This is a genomic window from Falsigemmobacter intermedius (assembly GCF_004054105.1).
In the GTDB taxonomy this organism is placed as follows: Bacteria; Pseudomonadota; Alphaproteobacteria; order Rhodobacterales; family Rhodobacteraceae; genus Wagnerdoeblera; species Wagnerdoeblera intermedia.
Genome location: NZ_SBLC01000015.1, coordinates 41,108 through 56,757, shown reverse-complemented (window position 1 = coordinate 56,757; position 15,650 = coordinate 41,108). Strand labels below are relative to the sequence as shown.

14 protein-coding genes are annotated in these 15,650 nt (G+C 64.2%); 8 read left to right on the top strand and 6 right to left on the bottom strand.

What is annotated here, in order from left to right:
• Positions 1 to 9 precede the first annotated feature (9 nt).
• Both EP867_RS11870 and EP867_RS11865 read left to right on the top strand, forming a co-directional pair.
• Positions 10 to 3,369 carry a DNA translocase FtsK gene (locus EP867_RS11870; RefSeq protein ID WP_128489471.1) on the top strand — a complete coding sequence of 1,120 codons (3,360 nt, stop codon included), beginning with the start codon at positions 10 to 12 and terminating at the stop codon, positions 3,367 to 3,369.
• A 276-nt stretch (positions 3,370 to 3,645) separates the two neighbouring features.
• Positions 3,646 to 3,876 carry a VPEID-CTERM sorting domain-containing protein gene (locus EP867_RS11865; RefSeq protein ID WP_128489469.1) on the top strand — a complete coding sequence of 77 codons (231 nt, stop codon included), beginning with the start codon at positions 3,646 to 3,648 and terminating at the stop codon, positions 3,874 to 3,876.
• 53 nt (positions 3,877 to 3,929) lie between these two features.
• Here EP867_RS11865 and xrtE read toward each other — a convergent pair whose 3' ends face one another.
• Both xrtE and EP867_RS11855 read right to left on the bottom strand, forming a co-directional pair.
• Positions 3,930 to 5,528 (bottom strand): exosortase E/protease, VPEID-CTERM system, encoded by a 1,599-nt coding sequence (gene xrtE / locus EP867_RS11860; RefSeq protein WP_128489466.1) that lies wholly within the window; start codon positions 5,526 to 5,528, stop codon positions 3,930 to 3,932.
• A gap of 168 nt (positions 5,529 to 5,696) precedes the next feature.
• Positions 5,697 to 6,158 (bottom strand): lytic transglycosylase domain-containing protein, encoded by a 462-nt coding sequence (locus EP867_RS11855; protein WP_164888845.1) that lies wholly within the window; start codon positions 6,156 to 6,158, stop codon positions 5,697 to 5,699.
• Between the two features lie 164 nt (positions 6,159 to 6,322).
• Between EP867_RS11855 and EP867_RS11850 the strand changes: the two genes are divergently transcribed.
• Genes EP867_RS11850 through EP867_RS11835 form a run of 4 tightly spaced genes read left to right on the top strand, consistent with a single transcriptional unit; the run spans position 6,323 to position 11,109 of the window.
• The gene (locus tag EP867_RS11850; protein WP_128489464.1) at positions 6,323 to 7,270 is read left to right on the top strand and encodes an ABC transporter permease; all 948 of its coding nucleotides are present in this window, start codon (positions 6,323 to 6,325) and stop codon (positions 7,268 to 7,270) included.
• Positions 7,267 to 8,088 carry an ABC transporter permease gene (locus EP867_RS11845; RefSeq protein WP_128489462.1) on the top strand — a complete coding sequence of 274 codons (822 nt, stop codon included), beginning with the start codon at positions 7,267 to 7,269 and terminating at the stop codon, positions 8,086 to 8,088. The genes EP867_RS11850 and EP867_RS11845 overlap by 4 nt, the downstream gene beginning before the upstream one ends.
• Positions 8,085 to 9,686, top strand: a complete 1,602-nt coding sequence (locus tag EP867_RS11840; RefSeq protein WP_128489460.1) for an ABC transporter ATP-binding protein — start codon at positions 8,085 to 8,087, stop codon at positions 9,684 to 9,686. The genes EP867_RS11845 and EP867_RS11840 overlap by 4 nt, the downstream gene beginning before the upstream one ends.
• On the top strand, positions 9,670 to 11,109 hold the full coding sequence (locus EP867_RS11835; protein ID WP_128489458.1) for an aldehyde dehydrogenase family protein: 1,440 nt from the start codon (positions 9,670 to 9,672) through the stop codon (positions 11,107 to 11,109). The genes EP867_RS11840 and EP867_RS11835 overlap by 17 nt, the downstream gene beginning before the upstream one ends.
• A 30-nt stretch (positions 11,110 to 11,139) precedes the next feature.
• Here EP867_RS11835 and EP867_RS11830 read toward each other — a convergent pair whose 3' ends face one another.
• Positions 11,140 to 11,889 (bottom strand): DUF599 domain-containing protein, encoded by a 750-nt coding sequence (locus EP867_RS11830; protein ID WP_128489456.1) that lies wholly within the window; start codon positions 11,887 to 11,889, stop codon positions 11,140 to 11,142.
• Positions 11,890 to 11,940: 51 nt separating this feature from the next.
• Positions 11,941 to 12,267, bottom strand: a complete 327-nt coding sequence (gene hspQ, locus EP867_RS11825; RefSeq protein WP_128489454.1) for a heat shock protein HspQ — start codon at positions 12,265 to 12,267, stop codon at positions 11,941 to 11,943.
• 201 nt (positions 12,268 to 12,468) lie between these two features.
• Between hspQ and EP867_RS11820 the strand changes: the two genes are divergently transcribed.
• Complete coding sequence (locus tag EP867_RS11820) at positions 12,469 to 13,050, top strand: transglycosylase SLT domain-containing protein (protein WP_128489451.1); 582 nt, start codon at positions 12,469 to 12,471, stop codon at positions 13,048 to 13,050.
• A 129-nt stretch (positions 13,051 to 13,179) separates the two neighbouring features.
• On the opposite strand, the gene EP867_RS11815 is transcribed toward EP867_RS11820, so the two are convergent.
• Together EP867_RS11815 and EP867_RS11810 are read right to left on the bottom strand one after the other, a co-directional pair.
• Positions 13,180 to 13,803, bottom strand: a complete 624-nt coding sequence (locus tag EP867_RS11815; protein WP_380049749.1) for a LolA family protein — start codon at positions 13,801 to 13,803, stop codon at positions 13,180 to 13,182.
• A gap of 76 nt (positions 13,804 to 13,879) precedes the next feature.
• On the bottom strand, positions 13,880 to 14,332 hold the full coding sequence (locus EP867_RS11810; RefSeq protein ID WP_128489446.1) for a MerR family transcriptional regulator: 453 nt from the start codon (positions 14,330 to 14,332) through the stop codon (positions 13,880 to 13,882).
• Between the two features lie 82 nt (positions 14,333 to 14,414).
• Between EP867_RS11810 and EP867_RS11805 the strand changes: the two genes are divergently transcribed.
• Positions 14,415 to 15,431 carry a cation diffusion facilitator family transporter gene (locus tag EP867_RS11805; RefSeq protein WP_128489444.1) on the top strand — a complete coding sequence of 339 codons (1,017 nt, stop codon included), beginning with the start codon at positions 14,415 to 14,417 and terminating at the stop codon, positions 15,429 to 15,431.
• Positions 15,432 to 15,650 lie beyond the last annotated feature (219 nt).

The following is a 15,650-nucleotide window of genomic DNA, read 5'->3' as shown; positions in this document are numbered from 1 at the left end:
GTTGACCGCATGGCGAGTTACAACGCAAGGCAGCGCGATCCGCTTCTGGATCGCAACACCCAGGCGATGGTGGAGCGGCGCGGCCGGGAGCTGCTGGGCCTTCTGCTGATTGTTACGGGCCTTGGCCTGGGGCTGATGCTGAGCACGTATTCGCCCGATGATCCCGGCTGGATGGTCGCCACGGATGAACCGGCGCAGAATTTCTTTGGCCGGCTTGGGGCGGCGATTTCCTCGACGCTGGTGATTATCATCGGTAAGGCCGCCTGGACTTTGCCCTTGCTGGTGGCGGGCTGGGGCGTGCGCTTCATCCTGCACCGCGGCTCGGACCGGGCGCTCGGCCGGGCGTTCTTTGGCTGGACTTTCGTGATTGCGGCCTCCGCCTATGCGGCGACCCATGTGCCGGGCGGGACCTGGGTGCACAGCTTTGGCCTGGGCGGGCTTTTCGGTGACACCATCCTTGGCGCGCTGATCGGGGTTGCTCCGCTGAGTGCGGGCGTGGCGCTGAAAATTGCCGCCGTTCTGCTGGCCGGGGCGATGATCGCCACCGGGCTTTTCTCGCTGGGCTTTGACCGGGCAGAGCTGCGCAGCATCGGGCGGTTCCTGATGTTTGGCAGCATTGTGGCCTATGGCTGGCTGCTGAGCGCTTTGCAAAAGCTCGGCCTGCGGGCCGCCTCGGGTGCCACCGATCTGGGTGGCCGCATGCGTGAGAAATACGCCGCCCGCCGTGCGCAGCGTGATGCAGTGGTGGATGATGAGGATTTTGACATCCCCGTCGCCCCTGCGCCGCGTCTGCGTGGCGCGGCGCCACGTCTGACCGCTGAGCCGCGCATGGAAAGCCGTGCACCCGCGGGCTACGCCCCCCAACACGCGCCCCAGAGCGGGGCAGGGGAGGCCGTGCGCTCGCTGCGGGCCCGGGTTGAGGGCCTGATCCGTCGCGCGCCCGAGCCGGAGCTGGTAGAACCCGCCGCGCATGCCAGCGCGGTTGAGGCGCCGACACCAGACCGGATCCGTGAGCGCATCAATGACGCCATCCGCGCCAAATCCCGTGCGGCAGCAGCGCCCGCAGTCGCCCCCGGCGGCCGGATTGAGCCGCCGGTTCAGCGCGGACGGGGCGATGTGCCGGTTCATCCGGCGGTCTCGCGCGCGGTGGCTGCGGCCCAGGCGCGGCAGATCTCGGCCCGCGATGCGGTTGCCGGCGCGGCTGCGGCTGTCGCGGGCAGCGCGGCTGCGGCTCAGACGGCTGCGGCCATGGTGCCCGAAGCGCCGATGCGCCTTGCGGTCAGCCCTGGTCCCGCGCCTGCACCTTCTTATGCTGCCCAACCGGCTCAGCCCATGGCAGCGGCCCAGCGCGCCCCACAGTATGAAGACGCCTTTGAGCTGGAAGCCCCTGATGAGACCGGCAGCTATGATGCCGTGATTGAGGCGGGGGAAGATCTGTCCTGGACCGGCTATGACGGAGACGGCAGTGAATTTGAGGACGAAGATCTGCGCGCCCCGGTGATCGCGCGCAGCGAAGAGCCGCCGATGACGGCCGCTCCGGGCCGCCGCATTGATCTGCGCCGTGAGCCGGTTCTCAGCGCCGCCGGGCCGGCAGATGATTTTGACTATGACGAAGAGGCGGATGAAGACGCTGCCTGGGAAGCCGCTTCCGCCCCTGCGCTGCGCGCGCCCGCAGCCGTTCAGGCCGCGCCCATGGTCGCCCCCGACATCCGTCGCGGTGCCGCGCCTGCGGCCCCGGTTCTGCGCCGCCCGACCGCAGCGGCGCCCGCCGCCCCGGTCGCAGCCCCCCGCCCCGTCGCCGCAGCGCCTGCCGCTCCGCCGATGCGCGCGCCGGTCACCTTTGAGGATCGCGTGACGGCTGCCTATGAGGCCCCGCCGCTGTCGCTTCTGACCAATCCGGCCAGCATTGAGCGTCATCACCTCTCTGATGAGCAGTTGGAAGACAATGCCCGCATGCTGGAATCGGTGCTGGAGGACTATGGCGTCAAAGGCGAGATCGTCTCGGTCCGCCCCGGCCCCGTGGTCACCATGTATGAGCTGGAGCCCGCGCCGGGTCTGAAAGCCAGCCGCGTGATCGGCCTGTCGGATGACATCGCACGGTCCATGTCGGCGCTCTCGGCCCGTGTTTCGACGGTTCCGGGCCGCTCCGTGATCGGGATCGAACTGCCGAATGTGCACCGTGAAAAGGTCGTGCTGCGCGAGATCCTGACCGCGCGTGATTTTGGCGACAGCAATATGCGCCTGCCGCTGGCGCTCGGCAAAGACATCGGTGGTGAGCCGATCATCGCCAACCTTGCCAAGATGCCCCACCTGCTGATCGCAGGGACCACGGGCTCGGGTAAATCGGTGGCGATCAACACCATGATCCTGTCGCTGCTTTATAAGCTGACGCCGGAAGAATGCCGCCTCATCATGATCGACCCCAAGATGCTGGAACTGTCGGTCTATGACGGCATCCCGCATCTGCTCTCTCCCGTGGTGACCGACCCGAAAAAGGCGGTCGTCGCCCTGAAATGGGTCGTGGGCGAGATGGAAGAGCGCTACCGCAAAATGTCCAAAATGGGCGTGCGCAACATCGAAGGCTATAATGGCCGCGTCCGTGAGGCGCTGGCCAAGGGCGAGATGTTCAAGCGCACGATCCAGACCGGCTTTGATGATGAGACGGGCGATCCGGTCTTTGAGACCGATGAATTTGCCCCGCAGCCCTTCCCCTACATCGTCGTCATCGTGGATGAGATGGCCGACCTGATGATGGTGGCGGGCAAAGAGATCGAAGCCTGCATCCAGCGCCTGGCGCAGATGGCGCGGGCCTCGGGGATCCACCTCATCATGGCGACGCAGCGTCCTTCGGTGGACGTCATCACCGGGACGATCAAGGCGAACTTCCCGACCCGGATTTCCTTCCAGGTTACATCGAAGATCGACTCGCGGACCATCCTGGGTGAGATGGGCGCTGAGCAGCTTCTGGGCATGGGGGATATGCTTTACATGGCCGGTGGCGGCCGCATCAGCCGGATCCACGGTCCCTTCGTCTCGGATGAAGAGGTTGAAGAGATCGTCAACCATCTCAAGAGCTTCGGCCCGCCGACCTATATGTCGGGCGTGGTGGATGGCCCCGACGACGAGAAGGCCGATGACATCGACCAGATTCTTGGTCTGGGCGGTGGCGAGAACTCAGAGGATGCGCTTTACGATCAGGCCGTGGCCATCGTGGCCCGCGATCGCAAGTGCTCGACCTCTTACATTCAGCGCAAACTGGGCATCGGCTATCAGAAAGCCGCCCGCCTTGTGGAGCAGATGGAAGACAATGGCGTCGTCTCTTCTGCCAACCACGTGGGCAAGCGCGAGATCCTGCTGCCGGAACACTGAGCGGCCCCGATCACCAGCAAAACAAGGCGCAGCGAGTGATTCGCTGCGCTTTTTTAGTTGCGGAGAGGGGTGGTTAACGCAACCCAGGGCTGATCTGATTGTTTCTTATTTGGAAGGGATTAACCACGCATCCGCGTGATTACATCAGCCGCCGCATCAGAGGTCCGGTTGAGGGTGTGGTATTCCCCGGGGGGCAGTAAAATCTCTTGATTTTAAGCCCGGGCGGGCGCGTAGCGTTTACGGCGGATGTGATTACGCCTTTGTGGAGTATTTAAGATGCCTTTCGTGAAAAGTCTGACTGCGGCCGGCGTTTTGCTGGCCACCGCAGTTCCGGCGATGGCTCAAACCTGGAGCTGGAGCTGGAACTGGGGATGGATCTTCGGCAACGGGAACCATCCGCCGGCGACCACCGTGCCGGAAATTGATGTCACCAGCTCGGCACTGGCCGTTGCCGCGGTTCTCGCAGCGCTGGCTTTTGCCTGGGAACGCTCGCGCCGCCGCGCCTGAGCGGATTTTCCCTGAAGATCAGAACCGCAGCCCGCCGGGCTGCGGTTTTTTCGTCAGATCAGCCCGACATCGCGGGTGATCAGCGCGATCACGGCGATCAGCCCGTTCGCGGCGATATGCGCCCAGACCGGATCGGCAATCCGTCCGCGCCAGAGCATCAGCGCGCCGAAAACCAGGCCCGACAGAAAGCCCGCCAGAATCCTTCCGTGCAGCAGCCCGAAGAGAAGCGAGGTCGCCATCAGTCCGATGACTGCCCCCGCAGGCCCTGGCAGGCTCAGACGGCTTTGCAGATAGCCGCGGAAGAACAGCTCTTCGATCACCGGCACGAGCAGCGTGGTCCCGGCGGCGCGGCACAAAACCCAAAGCCCGAGGATCGGTGCCGGCAGCAGGGTCAGCTGCGCCAGAAGTGTCTCTCCGGCGGCCTCATCGCGGGTGTTGCCCAGCCACCAGCCGAGCCCCACCACCAGACCCGCAAAGATGGGCAGCAGCGCGGGGTGCCAGTCATGCCGGCGCAGCGCGGGCAGGAAGAAGAGCAAAGCCCCCGCCATGACCAGGGCTTTCAGCGGATATCCCAGTTCCGGATGCGGAAAGGCCGCCATGACCAGGGCTGAGATGACCATAAAGGCGATGAAGGGCAGCATCCGCGCGGCCAGCCAGTCGCTGCGCATCCCCTCGCCCCGCTCTCGCGGGAGGGGGTTTTTGCGCAGCCAGGGCAGCGATTGCGCGGCCCAGATCAGCAAAAGCGCCAGCAGGGTGAAAAACAGCCAGCCCGCATAGGAGTGAAACCCCTCCACCGCGAGATGCGGATTGCCGTTGATCCCGATCAGCACCAGACCCGCGATCCGCAGAATATTCAGCACAAAGCTGGCCAGAAGTGCCAGCGGCACCACGATCAGCCAATAGGGCAGCGGCCGGATCTGATGACGAAAGAGCGCGGCATAAAGCAGAAGAAAGCCCCCCACCAGGGCCAGCCCCTCAACCCCGGAGCATTCGGGCGCGATGCGGACGAAGAACTCTCCCGCGCCGATCACCAGAGACGAGGGATCGCTGAGCACCGTGCCGTTCACGATCTGCAAAAGCCCGCTGACCAGATAAAAGGTCACCAGCGTCAGCGTGGCATCCCCGGTCCAGAGCTTTTGAAAGACCTGGGTGATCTCAGGGGCAAAAAAGGCCGGAATGCTGATCAGCACCAGCGCGGGCAGGACCGGGCGCAGCGCCGCGCTCCAGGCCCGGGCGGGGGCAATCCAGCGCAGGCCACCCAGACTGGCCAGCAAAGCCCCCGTCAGCCAGACGGCCGCCAGGGCGCGGAACCAGGGCGAGAGATCCTGCCCCAGGCCGATGAAAAGAGGCAGCAGCAGCAGCGCTACCCCGGCGAAATGCATCCATTTGGCCCGGCGGTCGGGCGGATCTGAGGCAAATTCGAAATAGCGCGTCAGGATGCCGGGCCGGGCGAGCAGAATCACCCCCCAGACCGCCAGCAGCGCCAGCGCCCTTGCAGGCAGGCTGCGCAGGAAAAAGCAAAAGCCCTGAGCGCCGGTCAGCTGGCATTCAAAATTGGCAAGCCCCTGCCAGAGAACCGCCACAATGATGATTTCGAACAGAAAAAATGCAATGAGCTTTGCCATGCGGCGGAGGGCGGGGCGGCGGTTCATTACATCTCTCCGGCTTCACTGATCACAGGTCACAGGGCCACGAAGCGATCGGGCACTCGGGCTGCGCTCAGACTGCCACGGAGATTTGTTGCAGAGTAGAGTCAGATTAAGGCGAAAGTGTTTCCGAAACCGGAACGGCCGCAGCCCGGCTCTGCAAGGGCTGCCGGCTCAGCTCCGCAAACCGGTCTCGCGCAGCAGGCCCCGGCGTTTGGCCTCATAATAGTAGCCCCGTGCATACCAGGAGACCGCGCGGTCATGGCTGCCATCCGCGACCATCCAGGCCCCGCGCAGATATTTCACCGCATATTTCAGGTTGGTTTCCGCATCCAGAAGCCCCTCCGGGCTGCCGCGATAGCCCATGGTGCGGGCGGTCTGCGGCATGATCTGCATCAGCCCGTAATAGCTGCCATTGCGGGCGCGGGGGTTGTATTTGCTTTCGCGCTGAACCACGCGGTGCACCAGGGCGCGGGGCACCTCATAATGATCGGCATAGTGATGGATCAGCCGGTTCAGTTCGGGGTTCGGGCCGATGCCGTAATCGCGCCCCTCGTCTGCCTTACGCCCCGCGCAGGCGGTCAGGCCAGTGGTCAGCAGACCGGCAAGCAGCATACGGCGTGAAAGCGGGGGCATCGGGCATCTCCTGTTGATCCCCTTCGCAATAACGCCCCCGCAGCACAGAGCAAGACGGAATTTTCCGCGTTGTGCCAGCGGCGTTTTCATCGGCAAAGCCATGCGCATTCTGCTGGACCCGCAATCTCTGTCTCGCTAGCCTCAGCCGCAACGAAGGGGAATTCATGCTACGCTATGCGGCTTCGCGGCTTGTCTCACTGATCCTGAGCCTCGTTGTGGCGAGTCTCGTGATTTTTGCCGTGCTCGAGATCATTCCCGGCGATGCAGCCAGTTTCATGCTGGGGATGAATGCCGCCCCCGACACGCTTGAGGCGCTGCGCGAGCAGCTTGGGCTGAACGGCTCTCTGCTGTCGCGTTATCTCGGATGGGTCACCGGCATGCTGCAGGGCGATTTTGGCACCTCTTATACCTACCGCACCCCGGTTGCAGAGCTGATCTCCGCCCGGATGGAGGTCTCAGTACCGCTGACGCTTTATGCGCTGGTGCTCTCGACCGCCATCGCGCTGCCGGTGGGCCTGCTGGCCGCAGCGCGTCAGGGGAAGGCCACGGATCTGGCGGTGATGGGCACGACGCAGCTGGGCGTGGCGGTGCCGAATTTCTGGTTCGCGATGATCCTTGTGCTGATCTTCGCGGTCAATCTGCGCTGGCTGCCCTCGGGTGGTTTTCCGGGTTGGGAGAAGGGGATCTGGGTCAATGTCAAAGCCCTTACCCTTCCGGCGGTGGCGCTGGCGCTGCCTCAGGCGTCGATCCTTGCGCGGGTGATGCGCTCTTCGGTGCTGGAGACGCTGACCCAGGACTATGTGCGCACTGCGCGTGCCAAGGGGCTGAACCGCACCCAGGCCGTGCTGCGCCATGCCTTTCGCAATGCGCTGATCCCGGTGCTGACCATCCTGGGGCTGCAGTTCAGCTTTCTGCTGGCGGGTGCGATCATCATTGAGAATGTCTTTTTCCTGCCCGGACTGGGCCGGCTGATTTTCCAGGGTATCACGCAGCGTGATCTGATCGTGGTGAAATCGGTGGTGATGATCCTGGTGGGCGCGGTGATCCTGGTGAACTTTCTGGTCGATCTGGCCTATGCCCTGGTCGACCCCCGACTGCGGAGGCGCGCATGAAGGGCCGCTGGACCCTGATCCTTGGCGCGGTGCTGGCCGGGGTCTTCGCACTGGCGGCGCTGATCTCGCTGGTTTGGGTGCCGGTGCCGGTTGAGCAGCTGGCGATCGCCAATAAGATGAAGCCGGTGGGCACGCCGGGGTTTCCCTTAGGCACCGATCACTTTGGCCGCGATATCCTGTCGATGCTGATGGTGGGGGCACGCACCTCGATTGCGGTGGCGATCCTGGCGGTGGGCATCGGCATCGCCTTTGGCGTGCCGCTGGGCCTTCTGGCGGCAGCGCGGCGCGGCGGGCTGGTGGATGAGCTGGTTATGCGCGGCAATGATCTGGTCTTTGCCTTCCCCTCGCTGGTCATCGCCATTCTGATCACCGCCGTCTTTGGCCCCTCAGCCACCAATGCCATCATCGCCATCGGGATTTTCAACATTCCGGTCTTTGCGCGGGTGACGCGCGGGGGGGCCTTGTCGCTCTGGACGCTGGATTACATCCGTGCGGCAGAGGTGGCGGGGAAGGGCCAGGCCCGCATCTCGGCCGAGCATATCCTGCCCAATATCGCCAATCTGCTGATCGTGCAGGGCACCATTCAGTTTTCGCTGGGGATCCTCGCAGAGGCGGGCCTCTCTTATGTGGGTCTTGGTGCGCAGCCGCCGATCCCCTCCTGGGGGCGGATGCTGGCGGAAAGCCAGACGATGATTTCCATGGCCCCGCATCTGGCGGTGCTGCCGGGTCTGGCCATTGTGCTGACGGTGCTGGGGCTGAACCTGATGGGGGACGGGCTGCGTGATCTTCTCGACCCGCGGTTGAGGCGCGCAAGATGAGCCTTTTGTCGGTTGAAAATCTCTCGCTCTCGATCCACGGGACGCAGATCCTTGAGGATGTCTCCTTCACCATGAAGGCGGGTCAGGTCTTTGGCCTGGTGGGGGAAAGCGGCTCGGGCAAATCGCTGACGTCCTTTTCCGTCATGGGGCTTTTGCCGGAGGGGGCAAAGGTCTCAGGCGCGGCGAAGCTGCAGGGCCATGACCTTTTGTCCCTGACAGAAGCGCAGATGTGCCATGTGCGCGGGCGCGAGATCGGCATGATCTTCCAGGAGCCGATGACCGCGCTGAACCCGGTGCAAAGCATCGGCGATCAGGTGGCTGAGACCCTGGTGATCCATGGCGCGGCCAGCCGGGCGGATGCGCTGAAAGTAGCGCGGGAAAAGCTGAACCGTGTGGGGCTGACGGAAGATCGCTTTCCGCTGACCCGCTTTCCGCATGAACTCTCGGGCGGGCAGCGCCAGCGCGTCTGCATTGCCATGGCCATCGCGCTGCGCCCGAAACTGCTGATCGCAGATGAGCCGACCACGGCGCTGGATGTGACCACCCAGGCGCAGATCCTCGATCTTCTGAAAGAGCTCGTCGCCGAAGAGGGCATGGGGCTTTTGCTCATCACCCATGATCTCGCGGTGGTGGCGGGCGTGGCCGATGAAGTGGCCGTCATGCAGCAGGGCCGGATTGTTGAGCAGGGGCCGACCGAGGCGCTGTTTCGCACCCGCACCCATGAGTACACCCGCCGTCTTTTTGCGGCCTCAGCCCATCAGCCCGACCGCGCCGCCACCGCCGGAACAGAGCCTTTGCTGAGCGTTGAGGGTGTGCGGCGCAGCTATGCCCTGCCGCGGGCGTCGTTCTTCGGTCCGCCGCCGCGCCTTGAGGCGGTAAAGGGCGTCAGCTTCACCCTGCATCGGGGCGAAAGCCTGGGGCTGGTCGGGGAATCGGGTTGCGGGAAATCCACCCTCACCCGCGCCATTCTGGGGCTGGAGCCGATCCAGGGCGGCAGCATCACCCTTTGCGGCGAGAAAATTCACGCAGGGGCAGTCACCCCGGCGCAGCGCGCCCGGATGCAGGTGGTCTTCCAGGACCCCTATGGCAGCTTTAACCCGCGCCACAAGGTCGGTCGCCTGGTGGCAGAGCCTTTCCACCTCGCCCCGGCCCCGCAGGCCGAGCAGCGCGACCGTGTGGCAGCGGCGCTCACGGAAGTGGGTCTGAAACCCGGAGATGCTGAGAAATACATCCACGAATTCTCCGGCGGCCAGCGCCAGCGGATCGCCATTGCCCGCGCGCTGATCGTGCGGCCTGAGCTGATCATTCTCGATGAGGCGGTCTCTGCGCTTGATGTGCGGGTGCGGGCGCAGATCCTTGATCTGCTGGCCGATCTGCAGGGACGGCTGGGGCTGTCTTATCTCTTTATCAGCCACGATCTGCATGTGGTGCGTGCCATTACCGACCGGGTTATGGTGATGAAATCCGGTGAAATTGTCGAGCAGGGGCTGACGGGGGCGGTGTTTTCCGCGCCGCGCCACCCCTATACCTGCCAACTGATTGCCGCCACGCCGGTGATCCCGTCTGACTGGACTGTTTCAAATGACGCTTTGGTATGAGCCGCGCGAAATTCTGATCGGCGGCACCTGGCGCCGCACCGCTGAGGTGCTCGGCGTCGAAGACCCCTCCACCGGTGAGATCTGGTCTGAGATTGCCGCCGGGGGCGCGGCTGAGATCGATGAGGCCGTGGCGGCGGCTGAGGCAGCCTTGCAGGGCGACTGGGGCCGCATGCCCGCCTTTGAGCGCGGCCGCGTGCTGATGGCGATCAGCCGTAAAATTCTTGAGCACACCGAAGAACTGGCCTTCATCGAGGCCCGCGATGTCGGCAAGCCGCTGAAACAGGCCCGCGCCGATGCCATCGCCATGGCGCGTTATTTTGAGTTTTACGCCGGGGCCTGCGATAAATTCCACGGCGAGACGATCCCCTTTCTCGACGGCTATACCGTCTACACCCTGCGCGAGCCGCATGGCGTGACCGGCCATATCATCCCCTGGAATTACCCCATGCAGATCCTTGGCCGCTCGGTGGGGGCGGCGCTGGCCATGGGCAATGCAGCGGTGCTGAAACCCGCTGAGGAGGCCAGCCTCACGGCGCTGGCCTTTGGTCGTATCGCCATGGCGGCGGGTCTTCCTGCGGGGGCGCTGAACATCGTCACCGGGCTTGGCGAGGCGGCGGGGGCGGCGCTCTCGGGGCATCGCGGGATCCACCATATCTCCTTCACCGGCTCGGTCCCTGTGGGGCAGCTGATCCAGGCAGCGGCGGCGCGCAATGTGATCCCCGTCACGCTGGAGCTTGGCGGCAAGTCTCCGCAACTGGTCTTTGAAGACGCCGATCTGGAGAAGGCGCTGCCCTTCCTCGTAAATGCCGGGATCCAGAATGCGGGCCAGACCTGTTCGGCCTCCTCGCGCATTCTGGTGCACCGCGCGCGCTATGATGAGGTGGTGGAGAAAATGGCCGCCCGTTACGCTCAGCTTCGGGTCGGCGCGGCGCTTGCGGACCTTGATGTCGGTCCGGTGATTTCCGGCAAACAATGCAACATGATCAACGGCATGCTCGACCTGGGCAAAGACCTGACCCTGGCAGGCCAGGGGGTGATTGCCGATGATGCGCCGAAAGGCGGCCATTATGTCCGCCCGACCCTGCTGGCCCGGGTGAACCCCGATCACCGCCTGGCCCAGGAAGAGATTTTCGGCCCAGTGCAGGTTGTCATCCCCTTCAGCGATGAGGATGAGGCCGTGAAAATCGCCAATGGCACCGACTTCGGCCTTGTGGCCGGGGTCTGGTCAGAAAACGGCGGCCGTCAGATGCGGATGGCGAAACGGCTGCGCGCGGGTCAGGTGTTTCTGAACAACTATGGCGCGGCAGGCGGGGTGGAACTGCCCTTCGGCGGGATCGGCAAATCCGGCCATGGCCGCGAGAAGGGGTTTGAAGCGCTTTACGGCTTCTCGGTCCTGAAAACGGTTGCCGCGCACCACGGGTGAGACGGGATTTTTAAGGGGGCGGGAGCCCCCTTAAAGCCGGGGTGCGGGGGCGGCAGCCCCCGCTTCCTCTTTCTCGCGGGGCGCTTCGCGCACCGCCACCCAGATCGCGCGGCGCGAGGCTGAGGCAAATTCCCGCCGCCACATCATGGCCAGCGTCACCACCACCGCCAGAACCAGCGCCGCGGCCCCGGCGAGCCAGGCGAGGGCGGCAATGGCGAAATAGACCGACTGCAGGCCGCGGTTGAAAGACCGCGCCGCGGTGATATTGATCTCAGCCGCCTGCAGCGCGCGCCGGTAAGCCCCGGGGGTGTCCGGATCATTCGGCACCGAGGCGATCATGATCGAGCAATAGCCAAAGACCCGGTTCGCCCAGACGAATTTCAGGAAGGCATTGGCGACCAGCAGAATCACCAGCACCAGCTTGGCCTCAATCACCGAGCGGCTGGTCTCCAGGGTCAGATCATTGGCAAAGCCCGCCAGCCGCTCCGCATCCCCCAGAAGCGCCACGCCCCCGCCAATCGCAATCATTGAGGTTGAGGCAAAAAAAGAGGTCGACTGCCGCAGGCTGTCGATCACATTCGAATCCACAATGCGTGGCGAACGGGTGACCATGGCCTTCATCCAGTCGCGCCGGATCCGCGCCATCAGCACGGTCACTGACGGATTATGCTTCGGCGGATGCTCGATATAGCGCACCAGCGCCGTCCAGCCGATGAAAAGAAAGGCCAGTGCTGCTGCATCGGCCGGGGTGAACTGGCTGAGAAGGGAAGTCAGGGTCATGGGTCCAAGATGACCAAAGCGGCCAGGCGCGGCAAGAGCCCGCGCCGCAGGTCAGTTCATCTGAAACTGCAGATCGTAGCGACCGCCCTGAAATTCACCAAAAAGATCGCCGAGATCCGGGTGATCCACCGGCTCGCCGGTGTCATCGGGTATCAGGTTCTGCTCTGAGACATAGGCCACGTAATAGCTTTGCTCATTCTCTGCGAGCAGATGATAGAAGGGCTGATCGCGGCGGGGCCGGGCCTCTTCGGGGATGGCGGAATACCACTCCTCGGTATTGGCGAATTTGGGGTCCACGTCGAATACGACCCCGCGGAAGGGGTGCTTGCGATGGCGCACCACCTGACCAAGATGATATTTGGCCTGCGATTTCAGCATCGATAGACCCTCCGTTCCCTGCTTTTACGCCCGCTCCGAGCGCTTGTCCAGGACAGCGGCATCCCGGATGCGAAACGCAGTGTTGCGCAGGCTTCCGCCACCTGCCGCCTGCGGGGCCTCTGAAACACGCCATTCTTACCGGCAGAGGATTTTCAGGCCGTCCCCTTTGGGCTATGATGGGAAAAAAATGACAGGCAGATCATGAAGAGCAGAATTCCCGGACTGGCGGCGCTTTTGCTGGTGCTTGCTTCCTGTGGTGGCGGCAATTTCTCTGCGCCGAGAAATCTTGATAATGCCTGCGCGCTGATGCAGGAGCGGCCGAAATATGCCCGCGCCATGAAGGCGACGGAGCGTCGCTGGGGCGTGCCGCTGCATGTGCAGATGGCGGTGATCCACCAGGAATCGCGCTTTGTGGGCAATGCGAGGACTCCCTTCCGCTATACGCTTGGTGTGATTCCCATGGGGCGGCAAAGCTCTGCCTACGGCTACAGCCAGGCGCTCGATGACACCTGGAGCGAATATCAGCGCGAAGAAGGCGGCCGCGGTGCCAAGCGCGACCGTATCCATGATGCCACCGATTTCATGGGCTGGTATTTCCACAAGTCGCAGGAGCGGCTTGGCCTGTCCAAACATGACGCGCGCAACCAGTATCTCGCCTATCATGAGGGGCGCAGCGGCTATGCCCGTGGCAGCTATAACGCCAAGCCCTGGCTTCTCAGCGTCGCAGGCCGGGTTGAGGCGCGGGCGGAACGCTACCGCACTCAGTTGCAGAACTGCCGCTGAGCAGAGCAGAGATCCCGCACGCCGCCCCTGTCACAGCGGGCGGCGTTTTGCTGTCCTGCACCAAGTGGGCAAAAAGAAACCGCCCCCCCGGCGTAAGGGGGCGGTGTCATTTCGCACCGGCGGGCTGCCTCAGCGGTTGGCCGCGCCGCTGGGGTTGCCACGCCGCTCAGTCGCCTCATTGATGTCGAACTGGCGGGAGGAGAGGCGGACGCCCTTGTTCAGCTCGCCCAGGATCATCGTGGTCTGCGAGCCGCTGTCATCGGTGATCACCCACTGACGCAGCTCAGTCGGATTGGCGGTGAAGACCATTTCGATCTTCCCATATTCCGGGTGCTGCGGATCCTGCGCCGTAACTTTGGTCGTCGCGCCGTCTTCGCGATGCGCCACAACCATCCGCGCCTGGCCCAGGTTGACGTTCGGAGCCAGAATCACGCTCAGCGGTGTGCGGTTGAGCGGATAGACCTCAGGGGGCTGGTTGGATTTCGGATCAAAGATCGCAACCTGCTGACCATCGGCCAGAACCAGCGATTTATCCGGCGGCGCATATTCGAAGCGCACCTTGCCGGGGCGCGAGATCTTGATGGTGCCGGTGGCAATGGTGCCATCGGCATTCACCTGCGTGAACTCCGCCTGGGCGGTGGTCAGGCTGTTGAGATAGCGCGACAGCTCAGACAGAGGCAGCTTTTCGGCCTGGGCCGGCAGAGCCATCATCAGAGCGGCGATCGGGGCGAGAAGAGGGGCTATACGCATCATATCCTCAATATAAGGGGTGTTGCGGCGGCAACCATCCCCCTTCGCGAAGGCGTGACGGGCTGTAACAGAAGCCCGCTCAGATCGGGTGGCGAAGATCGGTGTCGGGGCGGCTTTCATGGCTTTCGCACAGCGCGTGATCAGAGAGAACCTCCAGCACGCGGCATTCCCCGGCGCTGCCGTGACGACCCTCCAACATAAGGGTTAATTCTGCCTCAAGCGCCTTCAGCCGCGCGATGCGGCTGCGGATGTCTGCCAGCTGCGCTCTCGCCAGGGCATCGGCCGGGCCGCAGTCGGTGGTCTTTTCCCCCGCGCGGTCTGACAGGGCGAGCAGCTGTCGGATGGCCTCGGGCGCGAAGCCCAGCTCCCGCGCATGGCGGATAAAGCGCAGCCGCGCGATGACCTGCGCGCCATAGCGGCGGCGTCCGTTTGCGCCCCGCTCAGGCTCGGGCAGAAGTCCGGTTTCTTCATACCAGCGGATCGTCGGGATCTTCACGCCGCTGGCTGCACTCAGATCGCCGATGCTGAGCATGATTTCCTCCTTGCTCCTCCAGTGACCCGAGACGTTACATCAGGTGCCGACAGAGACCAGATTGATTCGAAAGTGAGGACAGATGGCTGACACCGAGCAACGTCCCGGACGGCAGACCGCAGAGCACGCGGGGCAGCCGCATACCCACAGTCACCTCCATTCTGCGGCGGGGCATGATCATGGGGACGATCATCACGGTCACGCCCACAGCCACGCACCCAAGGTCAGCAGCAGCAATGAACGGCGGATCTTTGCCGTTCTGGTGCTGACGGCGGGATATGCGCTGATCCAGGCGGCGGGGGGCTGGTTCTCCGGCTCGCTCGCGCTGGTGGCGGATTCGGGGCACATGCTGTCGGATGCGGCGGCGCTGGCGCTGGCGCTGGTGGCCTATCGCGTGGCGCGCCGCGCGGCAGATCAGCGGGCAAGCTATGGCTATCACCGTGTGCGGGTTCTGGCGGCCCTGGCCAATGGCGCGGCGCTTTTGCTGTTGGTGGCCTGGATCACCTGGGAGGCCGTGTCGCGGTTGCGCGCCCCGGTTGAGGTGCTGGCCGGTCCCATGCTGGTGGTGGCGGTGATCGGGCTTCTGGTCAATCTGATCGGGGCATGGGTGCTCCTGCGCGGTGAAAAGGGCGATCAGAACCTCAGGGGCGCTCTTTTGCATGTGATCGGCGATCTTCTGGGCTCGGTCGGGGCGATCGGGGCCTCTGTTGGCATTATGCTCACGGGATGGACCGTGCTTGATCCGATTCTCTCGGTTCTGGTGGCCGTTCTGGTGCTGCGCTCTGCCTGGGGGCTTGTGAGGGCCTCTTTGCATGTGCTGCTGCAGGGCACCCCCGAGGGGCTGGCCCCTGAGGTGATCTGCGCGGACCTGGCCGGCCTGCCTGAGGTGGCTGAGGCGGGACATGCCCATGTCTGGACCCTGACGGATGAGCGCTATGTGGCCACCGTTCATGTCACCCCGGCTCCGGGCAGCGACCCGCTGGATCTGCCCGATCTTGTCCGGCACCGTCTGGCGCAGCGCTTTGGCATTGAACATGCCACGGTCGAGGTGAACCGGGCCGGAGAGATGCCGCGGGATCATGGCGCAGAGGGGCTGTAATTTCCGCTTTGCAGAGGGCGGGGATAGATCATAAACTGACCCGATGCAGAGTTCTGACAGCTCATCCGCGGCTCCGGCCGTCCCTGCGGGATCTTCCCCCGCCGCTGAAAGCCCCGACGGGGAGCGAAGCAGCGCGCCCCGATCGCGGGGCGCAATCGCGGTTTTCAGGATGAGCGGAACGCAGGCACGACTTCGTGTCTGGTGCAGCAAGCCGGCCTC